Origin of the sequence: Streptomyces sp. NBC_00461 (assembly GCF_036013935.1) — a bacterium.
Taxonomy (GTDB): Bacteria; Actinomycetota; Actinomycetes; order Streptomycetales; family Streptomycetaceae; genus Streptomyces.
The window spans coordinates 6,558,956-6,577,637 of record NZ_CP107902.1 but is presented as its reverse complement, the minus strand read 5'-3'; the positions used below and the strand labels follow the sequence as shown (position 1 = coordinate 6,577,637).

Here is an 18,682-nt window from a genome sequence, read left to right as displayed (position 1 = left end):
TCTGGCAATCATGAAACAGTGCACGCACGCCGACGCGCTGCCAGACCCGCAACCCGGTCCGCTCAGCGAGACGTGCCCGGAGTGTCTGCGGGACGGCACACACCCGGTTCAGCTGCGGCTGTGCCTCACCTGTGGCCATGTCGGCTGCTGCGATTCCTCGCCGAACCGGCACGCGTCGGAGCACCACAAGGACTCCGGCCATCCGATCATGCGCACATTCGAGCCCGGTGAGGATTGGCGTTGGTGCTTCGTGGACCACGTTCTCGTGTGACCCTGGAAGACCGGAGGACGACCCACGATCCGGACGGTTCGACCGTCTGACGTCTGGGTACGTCAACCCGGCGCGCGTTCTTCCCATTTGGAGCCGCAGACCCCTAGACACGGAGCGTGTCCACAGTTTTACTGTGAGTAACGACAAGGGTCGGGGTCCCGGGAACAGGAAACTTGAGAGCGCGATAGCGTCACCGCTGAACCACACATCGCGTTATCCCGGGGGGCGACCCTCGGCCCCGATCAGCTTGTACCACCTTGGAGGTGAGGGTGTCCCAGATCGCAGGCGAGCCCGCGACCCAGGACTTCGTGGAAGTCCGGCTGCCGGCTGCGGGTGCCTACCTGTCGGTGCTGCGTACGGCTACGGCCGGCCTCGCGGCCCGTTTGGACTTCACCCTGGACGAGATCGAGGACCTTCGCATCGCGGTGGACGAGGCCTGCGCGATCCTGCTGCAGCAGGCCGTGCCCGGCTCGGTGCTCAGCTGCGTCTTCCGGCTCGTCGACGACTCCCTCGAGGTCACCGTCTCGGCCCCGACCACGGACGGCCACGCCCCCGCGCGTGACACCTTTGCCTGGACCGTCCTGTCCGCGCTCGCGGGCAAGGTCTCCTCGGCCGTGGACGAGGACAAAACCGTTTCGATCAGCCTCTACAAACAGCGCGGCGCGGGACCCGGGCCGGCGTGAGGACAGGGGACGGGCCGGTGCGTGACGAAGAGCGCGGCACACGAGAGCTGCCGGCCGAGGGCACAGGCGGGTCCCGACGCACGGGGGACGCCGTCAGCGGCTCCGACGGCATGGACGGCATCCCCGAGCAGGCCCGGCCGCATCCGGAGGACGGCTCCGCGGAGCTCGGCCTCCTGGACGACGGGCAGCCGGATCGGGAAGGTGCCGTGCAGAGCACGCCTCTGGACGGGCGGAACGGGGTCACCCCGGTCCGAGCGGAGGCGAGGGCTCGGAGAAGGGCGACGGGCGGGACGATGAGCGAGCACGAGCGAAACGCCGAGGGCGACGGGCAGGGCCCACAGAGCGTGCAGCACGCCACGCACCACGACCCGCAGGACCGCAGCGGGGCGCGCGCCATGTTCATCGAACTGCGCGAGCTGAAGGACGGCAGCGCGGAGTACGCGGAACTGCGCAACAGGCTGGTCCGTATGCACCTGCCGCTTGTCGAGCATCTCGCGCGCCGCTTCCGCAACCGCGGCGAGCCGCTGGACGACCTCACCCAGGTCGCCACCATCGGCCTGATCAAGTCGGTCGACCGGTTCGACCCGGAACGCGGCGTCGAGTTCTCGACGTACGCGACCCCGACGGTCGTCGGCGAGATCAAGCGGCACTTCCGCGACAAGGGCTGGGCGGTGCGCGTGCCGCGGCGCCTGCAGGAGCTGCGTCTCGCGCTGACGACGGCGACCGCGGAGCTCTCGCAACAGCACGGCCGCTCCCCCACGGTCCACGAGCTCGCCGAGAAGCTGGCGATCTCGGAGGAGGAGGTCCTGGAGGGCCTGGAGTCCGCCAACGCGTACTCCACGCTGTCCCTGGACGTCCCCGACACGGACGACGAGTCGCCTGCCGTGGCGGACACGCTGGGCGCCGAGGACGAGGCTCTGGAGGGTGTCGAGTACCGCGAGTCCCTCAAGCCGCTCCTGGAGGACCTGGCACCCAGGGAGAAGCGGATCCTGCTGCTGCGCTTCTTCGGCAACATGACCCAGTCGCAGATCGCGCAGGAGGTCGGCATCTCGCAGATGCACGTCTCGCGCCTGCTGGCGCGCACGCTGGCACAGCTGCGCGAGAAGCTGCTGGTGGAGGAGTAGTACTCCGCTCCGCGACTGCCGCCGCGCGCCGTACGACTACCGCTCGCCGTCCTGCGCGCGGCCCGGGCCCCGGATTCCCAGGGCCCGGGTCGTGGCCGGATTGATCAGCAGGACCAGCGCGGTGAGGGCGACGACCGCGAGGGCGATACCCGCCGGGATGGCCACGCTGTCGGCCTGCAGCAGGTTGTAGGCCACCGGCAGCGCCATGATCTGGGTGATGACGGCGGGGCCGCGACTCCAGCTGCGCCGGCCGAGCAGACCGCGGGCGGCCAGCAGCGGCAGCAGGGCGAGGACGGCGAGCGTGATGCCGCCGGTGACGGCGGACCGGCTGTCGTCCGGGGCGCCGGTCAGACCCTCCACGAGCAACCAGACGCCCCCGACGACCAGCGCGAGCCCCTCCAGCGCGGCGAGCGCCGCGGCATACGTCAACCGACGCGGGCGCGGGCCGGTGTCTTCCTGGGCGGCTGGGGTCTGCTCACTGGTCACCCCAGAAGGGTAGCTCCGGGGACGCGGGCCTCCGTGTCCAGGTTGAGACGGGCACCCGTGGCGAGGCTCACCCCCTCCCCTCTTACCTGATCCCTACCTCGGCCTGTGCCCGGTACTTCCCAGTAGGTACGCTGCAACTCATGCGTGCACTTCTCGTGGTCAACCCGGCGGCAACCACCACAAGCGCACGTACGCGCGATGTGCTGATCCACGCGCTCGCGAGCGAGATGAAGCTGGAGGCGGTCACCACCGAGTACCGCGGCCACGCGCGCGACCTGGGCCGGCAGGCGGCGGAGAGCGACGACATCGACCTGGTCGTGGCCCTCGGCGGCGACGGCACGGTCAACGAGGTGGTCAACGGACTGCTGCACGCCGGCCCGGACCCCGAGCGCCTCCCGCGCCTCGCCGTGGTCCCCGGCGGCTCCACCAACGTCTTCGCCCGTGCCCTGGGCCTGCCCAACGACGCCGTGGAGGCGACCGGCGCACTGCTGGACGCCCTGCGCGAGGGCAGCGAGCGCACGGTCGGCATGGGAATCGCCGAGGGCACACCGGGTACCGACGACGAGGCGGTTCCGGCCCGCTGGTTCACCTTCTGCGCGGGACTCGGCTTCGACGCGGGCGTGGTCGGACGGGTCGAACAGCAGCGCGAGCAGGGTCGTAGATCCACGCATGCCCTGTACCTGCGCCAGGTCGTACGCCAGTTCCTGCAGGAGCCCAATCGGCGGCACGGCTCCATCACGCTGGAGCGGCCCGGCCAGGAACCGATGACCGATCTGGTGCTGTCCATAATCTGCAACACCTCGCCGTGGACCTATTTGGGCAATCGTCCGGTGTACGCGTCGCCTAAGGCCTCGTTCGACACCGGGCTCGACCTGGTCGGTCTCAGCCGCATGTCCACGGTCTCGGCTGCCCGGTATGCCACCCAGTTGCTCACTTCGTCCCCCGAGCGCGGACCCCATGGCAAGCACGCCGTGTCCCTGCACGACCTGGACCAGTTCACCTTGCATTCGAAGGTGCCTCTACCCCTTCAGATGGACGGCGACCACCTGGGGCTGCGTACGAGCGTGACGTTCACAGGCGTACGCCGTGCACTGCGTGTGATTGTGTGAGCAGAAAGGGCTGAAGTCCTTTCACTCGAACGTTTAGGCCAGGATCCACCCCATGGAAGTACGGCTGTGACCTAGTCGACACCGAGGAATCAAAAAAAACTTTCCGGAAGGGGTTGTATCCGCCGCTGAGGTTTGCGAGTCTCTACGTGGCGGTCGGGACAGCCCGCAACACCGGCGTCCACAGACCACCGGAACCCCTCTTCAAACCACAGGACCACAACAGGGAAACCTGTTGGACGGCCCTTCACTTGTTGAGGGATTCGTGAAAGCGTTCACATTCACAAGCAACTTGCATGTAATACCAAGGAGAGGTAGCAGCCATGGACTGGCGTCACAACGCCGTTTGCCGCGAGGAAGACCCCGAGCTCTTCTTCCCCATCGGCAACACCGGTCCTGCGCTGCTGCAGATCGAGGAAGCCAAGGCCGTCTGCCGTCGCTGCCCCGTTATGGATCAGTGTCTGCAGTGGGCGCTCGAGTCCGGCCAGGACTCCGGCGTCTGGGGTGGTCTCAGCGAGGACGAGCGTCGCGCCATGAAGCGCCGTGCCGCCCGCAACCGGGCCCGTCAGGCCTCCGCCTGACAACCCGCCCCGCAACAGCCTGAGCTTGGCGGCGCGTACAGCGAGTATGCATCTCCCGCCCCCGAGCCGCAGCGCGCAGTACCCCCGATGCGCAGCACAAGCTGGCAACGAGCATTTCAGCCCCGGACCTTGAGGTCCGGGGCTTCTTGCTGTGTACCGGCCCGGCGCCTTACTTGTGGGTCTGCACCGGAACGTCCAGGATCACCCGCGTCCCTCGCTCCGGCGCCGGCACCATGTCGAACGTGCCGCCCAACTCCCCTTCCACCAGGGTCCGTACGATCTGCAGACCCAGGTTGCCGGAGGTGTGCGGGTCGAAGCCCTCGGGGAGGCCGACGCCGTCGTCCTGGACGGTGACCAGGAGGCGGGCCTCCTTCGTCGTGCCACCGCGGACGGCCGACACCTCGACCGTGCCGGTGTCGCCTTCACGGAATCCGTGTTCGAGGGCGTTCTGGAGGATCTCCGTCAGGACCATGGACAGCGGGGTGGCCACCTCGGCGTCCAGGATTCCGAAGCGGCCGCTGCGCCGGCCGGCGACCTTGCCCGGCGAGATCTCGGCGACCATCGACAGGACGCGGTCGGCGATCTCGTCGAACTCCACCCGCTCGTCCAGGTTCTGGGACAGCGTCTCGTGCACGATCGCAATCGATCCGACCCGGCGGACCGCCTCTTCGAGGGCCTCCCGTCCGCGGTCGGACTCGATGCGCCGGGCCTGCAGGCGCAACAGGGCGGCGACCGTCTGGAGGTTGTTCTTCACCCGGTGGTGGATCTCCCGGATGGTCGCGTCCTTGGTGATCAACTCGCGCTCGCGGCGGCGCAGTTCGGTGACGTCCCGGAGCAGGACCAGTGAACCGATGCGGGTGCCCTTGGGTTTGAGCGGGATCGCACGGAACTGGATGACCCCGTCGTGGGCCTCGATCTCGAACTCGCGCGGCGCCCATCCGCTGGCGACCTTGGCGAGTGCCTCGTCCACCGGCCCACGGGTCGGGGCGAGTTCGGCGGTGGTCCTGCCGAGGTGCTGGCCGACGAGGTCGGAGGCGAGGCCCATGCGGTGGTAGGCGGACAGTGCGTTCGGGGAGGCGTACTGGACGAGACCGTCCGCGTCGAGACGGATCAGGCCGTCGCCGACGCGCGGTGCGGCGTCCATGTCCATCTGCTGGTTCGCGAACGGGAAGGAGCCGGCCGCGATCATCTGCGCGAGGTCCGAGGCGCTTTGGAGGTACGTCAGTTCCAGACGGCTAGGGGTGCGCACGGTCAACAGGTTGGTGTTGCGCGCGATCACTCCGAGGACGCGCCCCTCCCGTCGTACGGGGATCGACTCGACCCGGACGGGGACCTCCTCGCGCCACTCGGGGTCGCCCTCGCGCACGATGCGGCCCTCGTCGAGCGCCGCGTCCAGCATGGGGCGGCGGCCGCGCGGGACGAGGTGGCCGACCATGTCGTCCTGGTAGGAGGTGGGGCCGGTGTTGGGGCGCATCTGGGCGACCGAGACGTACCGGGTGCCGTCGCGGGTGGGGACCCACAGGACGAGGTCGGCGAAGGAGAGGTCGGACAGCAGCTGCCACTCCGAGACCAGCAGGTGGAGCCACTCGAGGTCGGAGTCGTCGAGGGCGGTGTGCTGGCGGACCAGTTCGTTCATGGAGGGCACGTGTGTGAGCGTACCTGGGGGTATGTGCAGGTCCTAAAAACTGGCGGCCGACGGGCTCCGTCGACGGGGCTGCGTACAAGCCCTGAAAACACCCGCGGGCCGCGGCGCCTGGGAGGGACCCTCAGCCCTCCCGGCACCGCAGCCCGGAGCAACATCGGCCGCGGGGTGTGCGGTCCCGGATGGCCGAAGGATGAGGAGCCGGGGCAGTCAGGGCAGAGAGCTCCGGTTCCTCCGTCCGTCCTCCTGTGCGGGGAGGACGGAAGCTTGCTTGCTTCGCATGCTTACAACGCACGCTCTTTACGCATTGTGGACTAGACCACTCTGTGTGTCCATGCGTTGGAGCCTGTTTGTTGTTGTCAGTTCCGGGGCCGGAGCGACTACTCGGACGCCCTAGCATCCCTCACGCAGCCTAACCCGTGTCGGTTCATGTGCGGGGCCAGATGGTCATGGCAATTTCCGCGAGCGCCTCGAGTTCCTCCCGGCTCGCCCCGTCCCGCGCCTGCTGGGACATGCCCTGGATGACCGCCCCCGTGTGCCGGGCGAGCGCGGCGGCGTCGGTGCCGGCCGGCAGCTCCCCTGCCGCGACGCCGTCCTTGATACGACTCTCGAACGCGGCGATGTTGGCATTGCGCCGGTCGCGCAGGGAGACCTCGACCTCGGGGGTCGTGCAGTTCGTCGCCGCGTGGATGACCAGGCAGCCGTGCGGGCGGTCGGGGGCCGTGTACTCGGCGGCGGCCTCCCGCAGCATCCGCTCCACGGCCGCCCGGGCGGTGGACTCCTCGGCGAGGGCCCGGTCGCCGAAGGAGCCGTAGCGCGTGCCGTACGAGGTCACGACCTCTTCGAACAGGGCTCGCTTGTCACCGAACGCCGCGTACAGACTCGGCGCCCCGATACCCATGACGCGGGTGAGGTCGGAGACCGAGGTCGCCTCGTACCCGTGCTCCCAGAAGGCCATGACCGCCTTCTCCAGCGCGGTCTCACGGTCGAAGGAACGGGGCCGGCCACGCGGCTTCGACGTGACGCCGGCCTTCGTGCTGGTCTCCTCGCTGCCCACCATGGAGTGAATTGTATAGCGGGTGCTAGAGAAATATCGGCGGGCTGCTGTACGGTCCTTTCTGTAGCGACCGCTAGGGAATTGCGAAGGGGGCGTCGACATGGGCGTGCTTGCGGGCAGGACGGCACTCGTCACGGGAGCGAGCAGGGGGATCGGGCGCGGGATCGCCGAGCGGCTGGGGCGCGAGGGGGCCCGGGTCGCGGTGCACTACGGGAGGAACGAGCGGGCGGCGAAGGAGACGGTGACGGCGATCGAGGCCGCGGGCGGTTCCGCGTTCGCGATCGGCGTCGAGCTGGGACGCCCCGGGGACACGCAGGCCCTCTGGACGGAGTTCGACCGGCATGCGGAGGGGCTGGACATCCTGGTGAACAACGCCGGGATCGGGAACACGCGGCCGATCGAGGACATGGACGAGGAGGAGTACGACAGGGTCTTCGCGGTGAATGTGAAGGCGCCGTTCTTCCTCGTGAAGCAGGGCGCCGAGCGGATGCGGGACGGCGGCCGGGTCATCAACATCTCGTCGGGCCTCGCCCGGTCCGCCGTCATGCCGGGGAACATGGCGTACGCGATGACCAAGGGCGCGCTGGACGTGTTCTCCCGGGACCTGTCGAAGGTGCTGGGCGCGCGGGGCATCACGGTGAACTCGGTGGCGCCGGGGTTCGTGGACACGGACAACACCCACGAGTTCCTGCATGCCACCGAGGACGGCTGGGCGCAGGCGGCCGCGGTCTCGGCGCTGGGGCGGGTGGGCGAGCCGGCCGACATAGCGGACGTGGTGGCGTTCCTGGCGTCGGATGCCGGACGGTGGGTGACGGGAAGCTGGGTGGACGCGACAGGGGGTTCGCTCACGTAGGTGTTCTCCGGGGCGCGGCCTGTCCGCCGGGCGCGCACGGCCGTATCCATGGCCGGCGGGCTGCGGATCGGGGCGTGGGACGCGAGCCCTGAACCGCCGGAGCCACCGGCTCAGTGCGTCTCCGTCACCTTCGCCAGTGCGCGGGGGGCGTCCGGGTCCTGGCCGCGGGCGATGGTGATCTCGTGGGCCAGCAGCTGCAGCGGGATGATCTCCAGGACCGGCTGGACCTCCTCGGCCACGCCCTCGGTGGGCAGGACGAAGCCGGCCGAGGCCTGCTCGACCTGACTCCTGGGACCGACGACGAACAGGTCGGCGCCGCGACCGCGCAGCCGGTCCAGGACGGGCTGGAGGGCTTCGCCGCCCCTGCCGGCGGTGACGACCGCGATGACCGGGGAGACGTTGTCGACCATGGCGAGCGGGCCATGCAGCAGATCGGCACCGGAGTAGGAGAGGGCGGGGATGTAGCTGGTCTCCATGAGCTTGAGGGCGGCTTCCTTGGCCGTGGGATAGCCGTAGCCGCGGGAGGTGATGACCATGCGTTCGGCGAACCGGTAGCGGGCGGCGAGGGCGCGGACCTCGTCCTGCCGGGCGAGTAGCTGCTCGGCGAGGTCCGGCAGCACCTTCGCGGGGGCGCCGTCGCCGCCGCGAAGACCTTCGACGAAGAGGTAGAGGGCGAGGAGGGAGGCCGTATAGGTCTTGGTCGCGGGAAGGGCCTTCTCCGGCCCGGCCATGATGTCGACGTGGTATTCGGAGACGCCGGCCAGCGGTGAGTCGGGGTTGTTGGTGACCGCGAGGGTGATCGCGCCGGCCTCGCGGGCGGCACGGGTCGAGGCCACGAGGTCCGGGGAGCCGCCGGACTGGCTGACGGTGACGACGAGGACGTCGGTGAGGTCGGGGCGGGCGCCGTAGGCCGTGGTGGTGGACATCGAGGTGAGGCCGCAGGGCAGGCCGAGACGGATCTCAAGGAGGTACTTGGCGTAGAGGGCGGCGTTGTCGGAGGTGCCGCGGGCGGTCAGCAGGACGAAGCGGGGTTTGCGGGCGGCGATGTCCTGGGCCACCCGCCGGATGACGGGGGCGCCCTGCTCGAGGATGCGGCGCAGCACGGCGGGCTGCTCGGCCATCTCACGGGCCATGATCCGGCCCGGGACGTCGTGCCGAGGGCCGGGGGTCGTGGCGGATGCCGGGGCCGGTGTCGAGGCGGGTGCCGGGTCGGGCGTCGTGGCGGTCATGGTGGGTTCCTCCCGGGTGTCGCTCGTCGCCGTGAGCGGCGCTGCACACCGGCAGCACCGCACCCATTCCACTCCCCTGTGCCCAACGGTGCCTGTCCTCCACGTGGAATGGCGATGTCCCGCTTCCACCCTGGGGCGCAGAGGTCGATTCTGTTAGATTGGTCTAAACCACACAGCCCTTCAGAACGGCAGGCCCAGCGTGGAAGTTGTCATCGTTCCGGACGCCAAGTCGGGCGGCGAGCTGATCGCCGAGGCCATGGCCCAGCTCCTGCGGCGCAAGCCCGAGGCGCTGCTCGGCGTGGCCACCGGCTCGACCCCGCTGCCCATCTACGAGGCGCTCGCGGCCAAGGTCCGGTCGGGCGTCGTGGATGTCTCGCGGGCGCGGATCGCGCAGCTCGACGAGTATGTGGGGCTGCCGGCTGAGCATCCGGAGTCGTACCGTTCCGTGCTCAGGCGCGAGGTGCTGGAGCAGCTCGGGATCGGGATGGACGCGTTCATGGGGCCCGACGGGACGGCCGAGGACGTGCTGGGGGCGTGCGAGGCGTACGACGCCGCGCTGGCCGAGGCCGGCGGGGTGGATCTGCAGGTGCTCGGGATCGGGACCGATGGGCATATCGGGTTCAACGAGCCGTGCTCGTCGCTCGCCTCGCGCACCCGGATCAAGACGCTGACCGAGCAGACCCGGATCGACAACGCGCGTTTCTTCGAGGGCGACATCGAGCAGGTGCCGCACCACGTGATCACGCAGGGCATCGGGACGATCCTGGAGGCGCGGCACCTGGTGCTCCTCGCGACGGGAGAGGGCAAGGCGGACGCGGTCGCCGCGACGGTCGAGGGACCGATGGCCGCGATGTGCCCGGCGTCGGCGCTGCAGTTGCATCCGCATGCGACGGTCGTGGTCGACGAGGGTGCCGCGTCCAAGTTGAAGCTGGCCGATTATTTCCGGCACACGTATGTCAACAAGCCTGATTGGCAGGGGATTTAAGGGGATCTGGAGGCGGTCTCGTCTGCCGGGATCGGCTGTTCGCGGACTGCTGGTGGTCGTGGCCCGGTCGCGCAGTGGCCCGCGCCCCCGACGGCATACAGGCGCCGGTTCCCTCCGGAGGGAACCGGCGCCTGGCTCGTCGCACGGCTCTACGCGCCCGCGATGACCTCCGCCGCCGCGCGGCCGCAGACCCGGGCAGCGCCGTGGGTGGCGATGTGGAGGGCGCCGCGGGCAGGAGCCTGCGGGAGGCCCATCTCGACCACGATCGTGTCGGGGCGGGCCGCGAGCAGGGTGTCGAGGGCCGTGGCCATCCAGGGATGACGGTGTTCGTCGCGGACGACGGCCACGATGCGGCGGGGGCCGGCCGCGTCCAGGGCCGTGCGGCCCGCGTGCTCGCCGGCGAAGCTGCCCGTCTCGGTGCCGGGGAGAAGGCGGAAGAGTTCCGCTGCGACGCCCCAGGGTGTCTCGTCGCCGACAGCGAAGTTGGCGACGGGGGTGAGGGCGGCGACGTAGGGCGGTTCGGTGAGCGGGGTGAAGCGTTCGGCGCCGGTCACCCTCAGGGCGCGGCGGGCCGCGCGCAGGCCGACCTCCGGGTCGGCGGTGCGTTCCGCGTCGGCCTGTGCCGCGGCGGCGGTCCAGCGCGCCAGCGCCCGGACCCGTTCCGCCGCGTCCGCCAGGCGTTCCTCGGGGAGTTCGCCGGTGTGCACCGCCGAGACGAGGGCGTCGCGCAGGCGGCGTACGGTCTCGTCGTCGGCGAGGCCGCCGCCCACGCAGATCGCGTCGGCGCCGGCGGCCAGGGCGAGGACGCTGCCCCGCTCGATGCCGTACGTACCGGCGATGGCCTGCATCTCCATGCCGTCGGTGACGATCAGTCCGTCGTAGCCGAGTTCGCCGCGCAGGAGATCGGTGAGGACGGTGCGCGAGAGCGTGGCCGGGCGGTCCGGGTCCAGGGCGGGGACCAGGATGTGGGCGCTCATGGTGGCGCGGGTGCCGGCGGCGATGGCGGCGCGGAAGGGCGCCAGTTCGCGGGAGTTCAGTACCGCCGTGTCCACGTCGATGCGGGGCAGCGCGTGGTGGGAGTCGACGGCCGTGTCCCCGTGGCCCGGGAAGTGCTTGGTGCAGGCGGCGACGCCGGCGGACTGCAGGCCGGTGACGTAGGCGGCGGTGTGCCGGGCGACCAGGCCGGTGTCGGCGCCGAAGGAGCGCACGCCGATCACGGGGTTGTCCGGATTGGAGTTCACGTCGGCCGACGGGGCCCAGTTGAGGTTCACCCCGCAGGCGGCCAGGCGGCGCCCCAGCTCGGTGGCCACCTCCCGGGTCAGTTCCACGTCGTCCACGGCGCCCAGCGCGAGGTTGCCGGGGAAGCTGGAACCGGTCCGCACCTCCAGGCGGGTCACGTCCCCGCCCTCCTCGTCGATGGCGACGAGGACGTCGTCGCGTTCGGCGCGCAACTGGGCGGTCAGGGCGGCCAGTTGTTCGGGCGAGGCGATGTTGCGGCCGAACAGGCCGACCGAGGCGAGGCCCTCCCCGAGGCGGCGCAGCAGCCAGTCGGGGGCGGTGGTGCCGGTGAAGCCCGGTTGCAGGACCGACAGGGCGTCGCGGGTCAGGGTGTCTGTGCCGCTGGCGAATGTCGTCATCGGGGGGCGTTATCCCTTCACTGCGCCCGCGGTCAGCCCCGCGGCCATCTTGCGCTGGACGAGGAGGAACAGCACGACGATCGGCACGGCCATCATCGTGGCTCCGGCCATCATCGGTGCGTATTCGGTGCCGTGCTTGGTGGTGAAGTTGCCGAGCCAGACCGTCGCGGTCTGGTTCTTCTGGCTGAGCAGCATCAGGGCGTAGAGGTACTCGTTCCAGGCCTGGATGAAGCCGTAGACCGAGGTGGCGACCATGCCCGGGGCCAGGAGCGGGAAGACGACCCGGATGAAGGCGCCCGTGCGGGAACAGCCGTCCACCATCGCCGCCTCCTCCAGCTCCTTCGGGATGTTGACGATGAAGCCGCGCAGCGTCCACACCGTGAAGGGGAGGATGAAGGTCAGGTAGGTGATGATCAGGCCGGAGAGCTTGTCGTACTGCTCCAGGTCGTTGAGGAGCAGGAAGATCGGGATGATCATGGCGACCAGCGGGACCATCTGGACCGCGAGGATGCCGACGATGACGATCTTGCGGCCGCGGAAGGCGAACCGGGAGATGGCGAGCGCGGCCAGCATGCCGACGACGATGCCGATCGCCACCACGGTGAGGGAGACGATCAGGCTGCGGCCGACCGGGCCCCAGAAGTCCGCGATGGCCAGCGCCCGGCGGAAGTTGTCGAGCGTGAAGCCGGTCGGCAGCAGGCTCGGGTCGGGGTCGATGGTGTCCTTGGCCGGCTTGATGGCCGTGTTGAGCATCCAGTAGACGGGGAAGCCGGCGGTGAGGAAGACGAGGAGACCGAGGAGGTTCCAGCCGAGCTTGGAGTTGCGGGGCCGCGGGGTGCTCCCCCGCCCGCGCCCAGCCCCGCTCCCCGTGGTGGCGACGGCGTCCATGATGGTCATTCGACCTCTCCGATCTTCAGCATCTGGCGCATGTACACGGCGACCACACCGAGCATCAGCACAACGGTGATCAGGGCGATCGCCGAGCCCTGCGCGTAGTCGTTGACGACGAAGGCACGGTCGTACGAGTAGGTGGTCAGGAGCTGGAACTCCTGCTCGGGGTGGCCGTTGCGCATCACGAAGACCTGCGGGAAGACGCCCATGTCCCAGATGACCGAAAGGGTCGTGAGCATCACGATGATCGGCTTGAGGATGGGCAGGGTGACGTGGCGGAAGACGCCCCAGGAGCCGGCGCCGTCCAGCCGGGCCGCTTCTTCCAGTTCGGCGGGGACCTGGGTGAGGCCGGCGCTGAGGGTGATGACGACGAAGGGGACGGCTCCCCAGACCACAAGGAGCATGATCACGGCCAGGCCCTGCGGGCCGCTCGCGAACCAGTTGTGGCCGATCAGGTCGACCCCGGGCAGCTTGCTGAGCAGCGCGTTGAGGATGCCGTAGTCGGCGTCGAACAGCCACTTGAAGACCGTGGTGGCGACGATGATGGGCATGCCCCAGCTGGCCACCAGCACGATGTTGACGAGCGTCTTCACCCACCCGGAGACCCGCTGCAGGAGCAGGGCGATCAGCATGCCCAGCACCATGGTGAAGATGACCGAGCCGGCGGCGAAGACGATCGTGCGCACCACGACCTGCCAGAACTCGCCGTCGCCCAGTACGCCGCTGAAGTTGTCGAACCCGACCCAGTCGGCCGGCTGGAAGCCCCACAGCTGGGACTGCCCGAACTTCTGCAAGGAGAGGGTGACCAGGCGGACCAGCGGATAGCCGAGGACCAGCGCCAGGATCAGCAGGCAGGGGGCGAGCAGCAGCCACGGCGTGGCCGAGCCGCCCGAAGTCCGGGCTCTGCGTGGGTACTTGGTGACCGGCGCCGGTGGCGGCGCCTGCCGCGGCGGCGGCACCTTGGCGGGGGTGGTCGTGTCTGCGGCACTCATGGCGCGCTCCTCAGCGGTCCCTCAGGTCGTACGAAAGCGAAACCCGTACGGGCGTACGGGAAGCAGGGCCCTGTCGGCGCAACAGAGCCCTGCTCCGAAGGTCACTTGGTGTTGATGACCTTGTCGATCGCGGCGTCCGCGTCCTTCGCGGCTGCCTCGACCGACTTCTTGCCGGTGCCGATGTTCTGCAGCATGGTCTGCAGGACCTGGGCCTTCTCGACCTGGCCCCAGCCCGGCGCCATCGGGACGAACCAGTTGGACTCGGCCGCGGTGGCCGGGACCGCCGTCGCGGGGTCGTTCTTCAGGGTCGCGAGGTCGGTCTTGTTGTTGGGCAGGTTGCCCTTGGCGATCAGGCCCTTCTGGCCGGAGGGGCCGGTGAAGGCGTTGATCCACTCGGCGGCGACGGCCTGCGCCTTGGACTTCACCGGGATGGCGAGGTCGGAGCCGCCGAGGAAGACGGGCATGTTCTTGCCGGACGGACCGGGCATCACGAAGTTCTCGAGGTTGTTCTTGAGCTTGCCGGTCTTGTCGTTCTTCGGGTCGGCGGAGGTCGCCCCCTCCCACGCGGCGCCGAAGATCATGCTGGACTTGCCCTGGCCGTAGACGATGTAACGGTCGGACTCGTCCTTGGTCTTGTCGCCGTGCATGTACTTGTCGACGACGTTCTTGAACTCGGTGAGGCCCTTGACGGACTCCGGCGAGGAGAGGTTCGCCTTCCACTGGCCGCCCGACTCCTCGGCGATGGAACCGCCGGCGTCGTAGACGAAGGACATGGCCGCGTACCAGTCGCGGGTGGGCTGGTACCAGGCGGAGAACTTGTCGCCCTCCTTCTTCTGCACCTTGTCGAGGGCGGCGGTGAGTTCGGCGTACGTCTTCGGCGGGGTCTTGACGCCGGCCGAGGCGAACACGTCCTTGCGCCAGTTGGCGACGCGGCCACCCGCGTAGTACGGGACGCCGTAGGTCTTGCCGCCGTACGTGACCGAGGCCTTGAGGCCGTCGAGCCAGGCGGAGGAGTTGGTGAACTTCGAGGCGTCGACGGGGGCGAAGGCGCCCTTGACCATGTAGCCGAGCATCTCGGTGTTGCCCATCTCGACCACGTCCGGCGCCTTGTCGGTGGCGAGGACGGCGTCGAGCTTGGTGTTCTTGTCCGGCCAGCCGTAGTACTCGTGGTTGATCTTGATGCCGGGATGCGCCTTCTTGACCGAGGCGTCGGCGGCCTTCACCAGGTCAGGCCAGTTGTTCTGGGCGTCGACGGTGAGCCAGACGGTCAGTTCCTTGGCGTCCGCGCCGCTGTTGGAAGAGCCCTTGTCGTCATTGCCGCCGCACGCGGCGATGGAGACCATCATGCCCGCGATACCGATCGCGACTGTCAGCTTGCGCTTCACGCCACCCTCCTCAGGGATGCCACACCCCCCCGCCCATGGGCCGGGACCTGGACCAATGGTGTAGACCAGTACCCGGAGCTTGGACCAGACCAAAACGCCTGTCAAGGGTGTGGGAAAAGGCCCTGACCAGCTGTTATGCGACCTACATATGCAGGAACCTTTAAGTAAGAAGCCAGCGAAAACAGTGAGGCCGGAGTACTCTCTTCCGCTAGACCACTTGGGCTTGTGGACTAGACCAAAAGAGGTGGCGACGGTATACAGAAGGGATCACGACGTGAGCCGCATCCGGAGCCGGGAAGGCAGAGCATGACCACCGATGTCAGCAGTGCGGAGAACGAGGGCGGGGCGAGTGTCCGTACCGCGCGCGTGCCCAAGTACTACCGCCTGAAGAAGCACCTGCTCGACATGACGGAGACGCAGTCTCCCGGCACGCCGGTACCGCCCGAGCGCACGCTGGCCGCCGAGTTCGACACCTCCCGCACGACGGTGCGCCAGGCCCTCCAGGAGCTGGTGGTCGAGGGGCGCCTGGAGCGGATCCAGGGCAAGGGCACGTTCGTGGCCAAGCCGAAGGTCTCGCAGGCGCTCCAACTCACCTCGTACACCGAGGACATGCGCGCCCAGGGACTCGAACCCACCTCGCAGCTGCTGGACATCGGCTACATCACCGCCGACGACCGCCTCGCCGAACTGCTCGACATCACGGCCGGCGGCCGGGTGCTGCGGATCGAACGCCTCCGGATGGCCAACGCCGAACCGATGGCCATCGAGACCACGCACCTGAGCGCCAAGCGCTTCCCGGCCCTCCGCAGGTCCCTGGTCAAGTACACGTCCCTCTACACCGCGCTCGCCGAGGTCTACGACGTCCATCTCGCCGAGGCCGAGGAGACCATCGAGACCTCGCTGGCCACCCCGCGCGAGGCAGGCCTGCTCGGCACCGACGTGGGCCTGCCGATGCTGATGCTGTCCCGGCACTCACTGGACCGGGGGGGCCAGCCGGTGGAGTGGGTGCGGTCGGTGTACCGGGGGGACCGCTACAAGTTCGTGGCGCGGCTGAAGAGGCCTGTCGACTGAGAGCCCTGACGGGGCGTGGGGAGCGACGACCAGCCGCCCGCACGCCGCTGTTGACACCGATGTCGGGCCTTCACCGAATCGACATACCGATATGCGGACGAGGTCTTCCGTTCCCGTGACACGGTGACCTAGATTGCCTGCGCATTACACAGGTGATCACAGGTGATCGTGAGGGGACGGAGCCGCAACATGTCCGAAGTGCCCGAAGTGAGACCACCGATGGTGACACCGGTCCGTGTGGTCATCGCCCTCTGCCTGATCGCACCGTTCGTGGCGATGCTGTGGGTCGGCTCCTACGCCAAGACGGACCCGGCGTTCATCGGGATCCCGTTCTTCTACTGGTACCAGATGCTGTGGGTGGTCATCTCCACGGCGCTGACCATGACCGCGTACAAGCTGTGGCAGCGTGACCAGCGCGCCCGCGCCTCACAGAAGGGCGGTGCGCCGGAATGAACGACGGCGTGAACGGCGTCGCACTCGGCGTCTTCATCTTCTTCTTCCTGGCCGTCACGGCCATGGGCTTCCTGGCCGCCCGCTGGCGCAAGGCCGAGAACGAGCAGAGCCTGGACGAATGGGGCCTGGGCGGACGGTCGTTCGGCACCTGGGTCACCTGGTTCCTGCTCGGCGGCGACCTGTACACCGCCTACACCTTCGTGGCGGTCCCGGCGGCGATCTACGCGGCGGGCGCGGCCGGCTTCTTCGCGGTGCCGTACACCATCCTCGTGTACCCGCTGATCTTCACGTTCCTGCCCCGCCTGTGGTCGGTCTCGCACCGGCACGGGTACGTGACGACCTCGGACTTCGTGCGCGGCCGCTTCGGCTCGAAGGGGCTGTCGCTGGCGGTCGCCGTCACCGGCATCCTGGCCACCATGCCGTACATCGCGCTCCAACTGGTCGGCATCCAGGCCGTCCTCGACGTGATGGGAGTGGGCGGCGGCGAGAACACCAACTGGTTCGTGAAGGACCTGCCGCTGCTGATCGCGTTCGGCGTGCTGGCGGCCTACACGTACTCCTCGGGTCTGCGGGCCCCCGCGCTGATCGCGTTCGTGAAGGACGGGCTGATCTACCTCGTCATCGCGGTGGCGATCATCTACATCCCGATCAAGCTGGGCGGCTTCGACGACATCTTCGCGAAGGCGGGTCACGCGTTCGCGCAGACCAACCCGGCGACGGGCAAGCCGCGCGGTGCGCTGGCGCCGGCCGAGCCGGGCCAATGGACGTACGCCACACTGGCGTTGGGCTCCGCGCTCGCGCTCTTCATGTACCCGCACTCGATCACGGCGACGCTGTCCTCGAAGAGCCGCAACGTGATCCGCCGCAACACCACGATCCTGCCGCTGTACTCCCTGATGCTGGGCCTCCTCGCCCTGCTGGGCTTCATGGCGATCGCGGCGGGGGTCAAGGTCACGAACGGGCAGCTGGCGATCCCGCAGCTGTTCGAGAACATGTTCCCCGACTGGTTCGCGGGCGTGGCCTTCGCGGCGATCGGCATCGGCGCCCTCGTCCCGGCGGCCATCATGTCGATCGCGGCCGCGAACCTCTTCACCCGCAACATCTACAAGGACTTCATCAAGCCGGACGCGACGCCCGCGCAGGAGACCAAGGTCTCCAAGCTGGTCTCGCTGCTGGTGAAGGTGGGCGCGCTCGTCTTCGTCCTCACCATGGACAAGACGGTCGCGATCAACTTCCAGCTCCTGGGCGGCATCTGGATCCTGCAGACCTTCCCGGCCCTGGTCGGCGGTCTGTTCACCCGCTGGTTCCACCGCTGGGCGCTGCTCGCGGGCTGGGCGGTCGGCATGGTCTACGGCACCCTCGCCGCGTACGGCGTCGCCTCGCCGACGCAGAAGCACTTCGGCGGCTCGGCCAAGGAGATCCCCGGCATCGGGGAGATCGGCTACATCGGCCTGACGGCGTTCGTCCTGAACGTGGTGGTGACGGTGGTCCTGACCTTCGTCCTCAAGGCCGTGAAGGCCCCGGAGGGCATCGACGAGACCAGGCCGGAGGACTACACGGCGGACGCGGGCGACGCGGGCGTCCAGGTGGCACTGCCTCCGGCGACCGCGGGGACGTCCCACTAGCGGTTACGGCGATCAGCGGGCCGTCGGAGTAATCCGGCGGCCCGTTGTCGTACCCGTCCGGCAGACTCGGGACCATGGACATCGTGATCAGGCAGGCGGAGCCCGAAGAGTACGAGACCATCGGCGAGATCACCGCCCAGGCCTACCTTCAGGACGGCCTGCTCACCTTCGGCGAGAGCGTCGGCGAGTTGAGGGACGTCGCCAAGCGAGCGGCCGCCGCCGAGGTGCTGGTCGCCGACCTGGGTGGCCGGCCGGTCGGAGGCGTCACCTACGTCCCGTCCGGCGGCCCCATGGCAGACCTGGCCGGCCCGGGAGAGGCCGAGATACGCATGCTGGCCGTCGACAGGGCAGCCCGCGGCCGAGGCGCGGGAGAAGCCCTCGTACGCGCCTGTGTCGACCGGGCAAGAGCCGCGGAGTGCACCGGCATCGTCCTGTGCACCCAGCCGCTCATGCATGCCGCCCACCGCATCTACGAACGCGCCGGATTCGTCCGCACCCCCGGGCGCGACTGGAACCCGATCCCGGGCCACGACTTCACACTCCTCACCTATGAGTTGACGCTCTGACACGCTCCGAAATCACCGCGACACAACATATGGGGGTGCCGTCCT

At 69.0% G+C, this 18,682-nt stretch carries 19 protein-coding genes; 11 read left to right on the top strand and 8 right to left on the bottom strand.

The window, feature by feature from the left end; genetic code table 11:
* The first annotated feature begins 10 nt into the window (after positions 1-10).
* From OG870_RS30890 to OG870_RS30880, 3 genes are all read left to right on the top strand, one after another.
* Positions 11-271: a UBP-type zinc finger domain-containing protein gene (locus tag OG870_RS30890; RefSeq protein WP_266843993.1), complete on the top strand. Its 261-nt coding sequence runs from the start codon at positions 11-13 to the stop codon at positions 269-271.
* Between the two features lie 269 nt (positions 272-540).
* Positions 541-954 (top strand): anti-sigma regulatory factor, encoded by a 414-nt coding sequence (locus OG870_RS30885; protein WP_019058277.1) that lies wholly within the window; start codon positions 541-543, stop codon positions 952-954.
* A gap of 17 nt (positions 955-971) precedes the next feature.
* On the top strand, positions 972-2,078 hold the full coding sequence (locus OG870_RS30880; RefSeq protein WP_405624795.1) for an RNA polymerase sigma factor SigF: 1,107 nt from the start codon (positions 972-974) through the stop codon (positions 2,076-2,078).
* A gap of 36 nt (positions 2,079-2,114) precedes the next feature.
* Here OG870_RS30880 and OG870_RS30875 read toward each other — a convergent pair whose 3' ends face one another.
* Positions 2,115-2,564: a hypothetical protein gene (locus OG870_RS30875; RefSeq protein WP_266589844.1), complete on the bottom strand. Its 450-nt coding sequence runs from the start codon at positions 2,562-2,564 to the stop codon at positions 2,115-2,117.
* Between the two features lie 140 nt (positions 2,565-2,704).
* Between OG870_RS30875 and OG870_RS30870 the strand changes: the two genes are divergently transcribed.
* Together OG870_RS30870 and OG870_RS30865 are read left to right on the top strand one after the other, a co-directional pair.
* A complete protein-coding gene (locus OG870_RS30870) occupies positions 2,705-3,673 on the top strand; it encodes a diacylglycerol/lipid kinase family protein (RefSeq protein WP_266521334.1) in 969 nt (322 codons plus the stop codon).
* A gap of 320 nt (positions 3,674-3,993) precedes the next feature.
* A complete protein-coding gene (locus OG870_RS30865) occupies positions 3,994-4,251 on the top strand; it encodes a WhiB family transcriptional regulator (protein WP_006142322.1) in 258 nt (85 codons plus the stop codon).
* 169 nt (positions 4,252-4,420) lie between these two features.
* On the opposite strand, the gene OG870_RS30860 is transcribed toward OG870_RS30865, so the two are convergent.
* Both OG870_RS30860 and OG870_RS30855 read right to left on the bottom strand, forming a co-directional pair.
* The gene (locus tag OG870_RS30860; protein WP_266523709.1) at positions 4,421-5,887 is read right to left on the bottom strand and encodes a sensor histidine kinase; all 1,467 of its coding nucleotides are present in this window, start codon (positions 5,885-5,887) and stop codon (positions 4,421-4,423) included.
* A 433-nt stretch (positions 5,888-6,320) separates the two neighbouring features.
* Positions 6,321-6,953 carry a TetR/AcrR family transcriptional regulator gene (locus tag OG870_RS30855; protein WP_266589842.1) on the bottom strand — a complete coding sequence of 211 codons (633 nt, stop codon included), beginning with the start codon at positions 6,951-6,953 and terminating at the stop codon, positions 6,321-6,323.
* A 97-nt stretch (positions 6,954-7,050) separates the two neighbouring features.
* Here OG870_RS30855 and OG870_RS30850 point away from each other — a divergent pair, with 97 nt between their 5' ends.
* Positions 7,051-7,803 carry an SDR family oxidoreductase gene (locus OG870_RS30850; RefSeq protein WP_266589840.1) on the top strand — a complete coding sequence of 251 codons (753 nt, stop codon included), beginning with the start codon at positions 7,051-7,053 and terminating at the stop codon, positions 7,801-7,803.
* Between the two features lie 110 nt (positions 7,804-7,913).
* Here OG870_RS30850 and OG870_RS30845 read toward each other — a convergent pair whose 3' ends face one another.
* Complete coding sequence (locus OG870_RS30845) at positions 7,914-8,936, bottom strand: SIS domain-containing protein (RefSeq protein ID WP_266592481.1); 1,023 nt, start codon at positions 8,934-8,936, stop codon at positions 7,914-7,916.
* Between the two features lie 295 nt (positions 8,937-9,231).
* On the opposite strand from OG870_RS30845, the gene nagB reads away from it, so the two are divergent.
* Positions 9,232-10,017 (top strand): glucosamine-6-phosphate deaminase, encoded by a 786-nt coding sequence (nagB, locus tag OG870_RS30840; protein ID WP_266589838.1) that lies wholly within the window; start codon positions 9,232-9,234, stop codon positions 10,015-10,017.
* Between the two features lie 149 nt (positions 10,018-10,166).
* Here the strand turns inward: nagB and OG870_RS30835 are convergent, their stop codons facing one another.
* From OG870_RS30835 to OG870_RS30820, 4 genes are all read right to left on the bottom strand, one after another.
* Positions 10,167-11,654, bottom strand: coding sequence for a glycoside hydrolase family 3 protein (locus tag OG870_RS30835; RefSeq protein ID WP_266521325.1), 1,488 nt, complete (start codon positions 11,652-11,654; stop codon positions 10,167-10,169).
* Between the two features lie 9 nt (positions 11,655-11,663).
* On the bottom strand, positions 11,664-12,551 hold the full coding sequence (locus OG870_RS30830; protein ID WP_266521323.1) for a carbohydrate ABC transporter permease: 888 nt from the start codon (positions 12,549-12,551) through the stop codon (positions 11,664-11,666).
* Positions 12,548-13,537 (bottom strand): carbohydrate ABC transporter permease, encoded by a 990-nt coding sequence (locus tag OG870_RS30825; protein WP_266521321.1) that lies wholly within the window; start codon positions 13,535-13,537, stop codon positions 12,548-12,550. Before OG870_RS30825 ends, OG870_RS30830 begins: the two co-directional genes overlap by 4 nt.
* 101 nt (positions 13,538-13,638) lie before the next feature.
* Positions 13,639-14,922: an extracellular solute-binding protein gene (locus OG870_RS30820; RefSeq protein ID WP_266521319.1), complete on the bottom strand. Its 1,284-nt coding sequence runs from the start codon at positions 14,920-14,922 to the stop codon at positions 13,639-13,641.
* A 306-nt stretch (positions 14,923-15,228) separates the two neighbouring features.
* On the opposite strand from OG870_RS30820, the gene OG870_RS30815 reads away from it, so the two are divergent.
* The 4 genes from OG870_RS30815 (at position 15,229) to OG870_RS30800 (ending at position 18,637) form a co-directional block, all read left to right on the top strand.
* Positions 15,229-15,993, top strand: coding sequence for a GntR family transcriptional regulator (locus OG870_RS30815; RefSeq protein ID WP_266521317.1), 765 nt, complete (start codon positions 15,229-15,231; stop codon positions 15,991-15,993).
* Between the two features lie 189 nt (positions 15,994-16,182).
* Positions 16,183-16,446, top strand: a complete 264-nt coding sequence (locus OG870_RS30810; protein ID WP_266521316.1) for a DUF3311 domain-containing protein — start codon at positions 16,183-16,185, stop codon at positions 16,444-16,446.
* Positions 16,443-18,071 (top strand): monocarboxylate uptake permease MctP, encoded by a 1,629-nt coding sequence (gene mctP / locus OG870_RS30805; RefSeq protein WP_266521314.1) that lies wholly within the window; start codon positions 16,443-16,445, stop codon positions 18,069-18,071. Before OG870_RS30810 ends, mctP begins: the two co-directional genes overlap by 4 nt.
* 74 nt (positions 18,072-18,145) lie before the next feature.
* The gene (locus OG870_RS30800; RefSeq protein WP_266589836.1) at positions 18,146-18,637 is read left to right on the top strand and encodes a GNAT family N-acetyltransferase; all 492 of its coding nucleotides are present in this window, start codon (positions 18,146-18,148) and stop codon (positions 18,635-18,637) included.
* Positions 18,638-18,682 lie beyond the last annotated feature (45 nt).

Coding starts and splice junctions, on each gene's coding strand:
- OG870_RS30855 (WP_266589842.1), bottom strand. CDS start 6,953: ATGGTGGGCAGCGAGGAGACCAGCACGAAGGCCGGCGTCACGTCGAAG.
- OG870_RS30825 (WP_266521321.1), bottom strand. CDS start 13,537: ATGAGTGCCGCAGACACGACCACCCCCGCCAAGGTGCCGCCGCCGCGG.
- OG870_RS30860 (WP_266523709.1), bottom strand. CDS start 5,887: ATGAACGAACTGGTCCGCCAGCACACCGCCCTCGACGACTCCGACCTC.
- mctP (WP_266521314.1), top strand. CDS start 16,443: ATGAACGACGGCGTGAACGGCGTCGCACTCGGCGTCTTCATCTTCTTC.
- OG870_RS30800 (WP_266589836.1), top strand. CDS start 18,146: ATGGACATCGTGATCAGGCAGGCGGAGCCCGAAGAGTACGAGACCATC.
- OG870_RS30870 (WP_266521334.1), top strand. CDS start 2,705: ATGCGTGCACTTCTCGTGGTCAACCCGGCGGCAACCACCACAAGCGCA.
- OG870_RS30865 (WP_006142322.1), top strand. CDS start 3,994: ATGGACTGGCGTCACAACGCCGTTTGCCGCGAGGAAGACCCCGAGCTC.
- OG870_RS30830 (WP_266521323.1), bottom strand. CDS start 12,551: ATGACCATCATGGACGCCGTCGCCACCACGGGGAGCGGGGCTGGGCGC.
- OG870_RS30810 (WP_266521316.1), top strand. CDS start 16,183: ATGTCCGAAGTGCCCGAAGTGAGACCACCGATGGTGACACCGGTCCGT.
- OG870_RS30815 (WP_266521317.1), top strand. CDS start 15,229: ATGACCACCGATGTCAGCAGTGCGGAGAACGAGGGCGGGGCGAGTGTC.
- OG870_RS30845 (WP_266592481.1), bottom strand. CDS start 8,936: ATGGCCCGTGAGATGGCCGAGCAGCCCGCCGTGCTGCGCCGCATCCTC.
- OG870_RS30835 (WP_266521325.1), bottom strand. CDS start 11,654: ATGACGACATTCGCCAGCGGCACAGACACCCTGACCCGCGACGCCCTG.
- OG870_RS30890 (WP_266843993.1), top strand. CDS start 11: ATGAAACAGTGCACGCACGCCGACGCGCTGCCAGACCCGCAACCCGGT.
- OG870_RS30850 (WP_266589840.1), top strand. CDS start 7,051: ATGGGCGTGCTTGCGGGCAGGACGGCACTCGTCACGGGAGCGAGCAGG.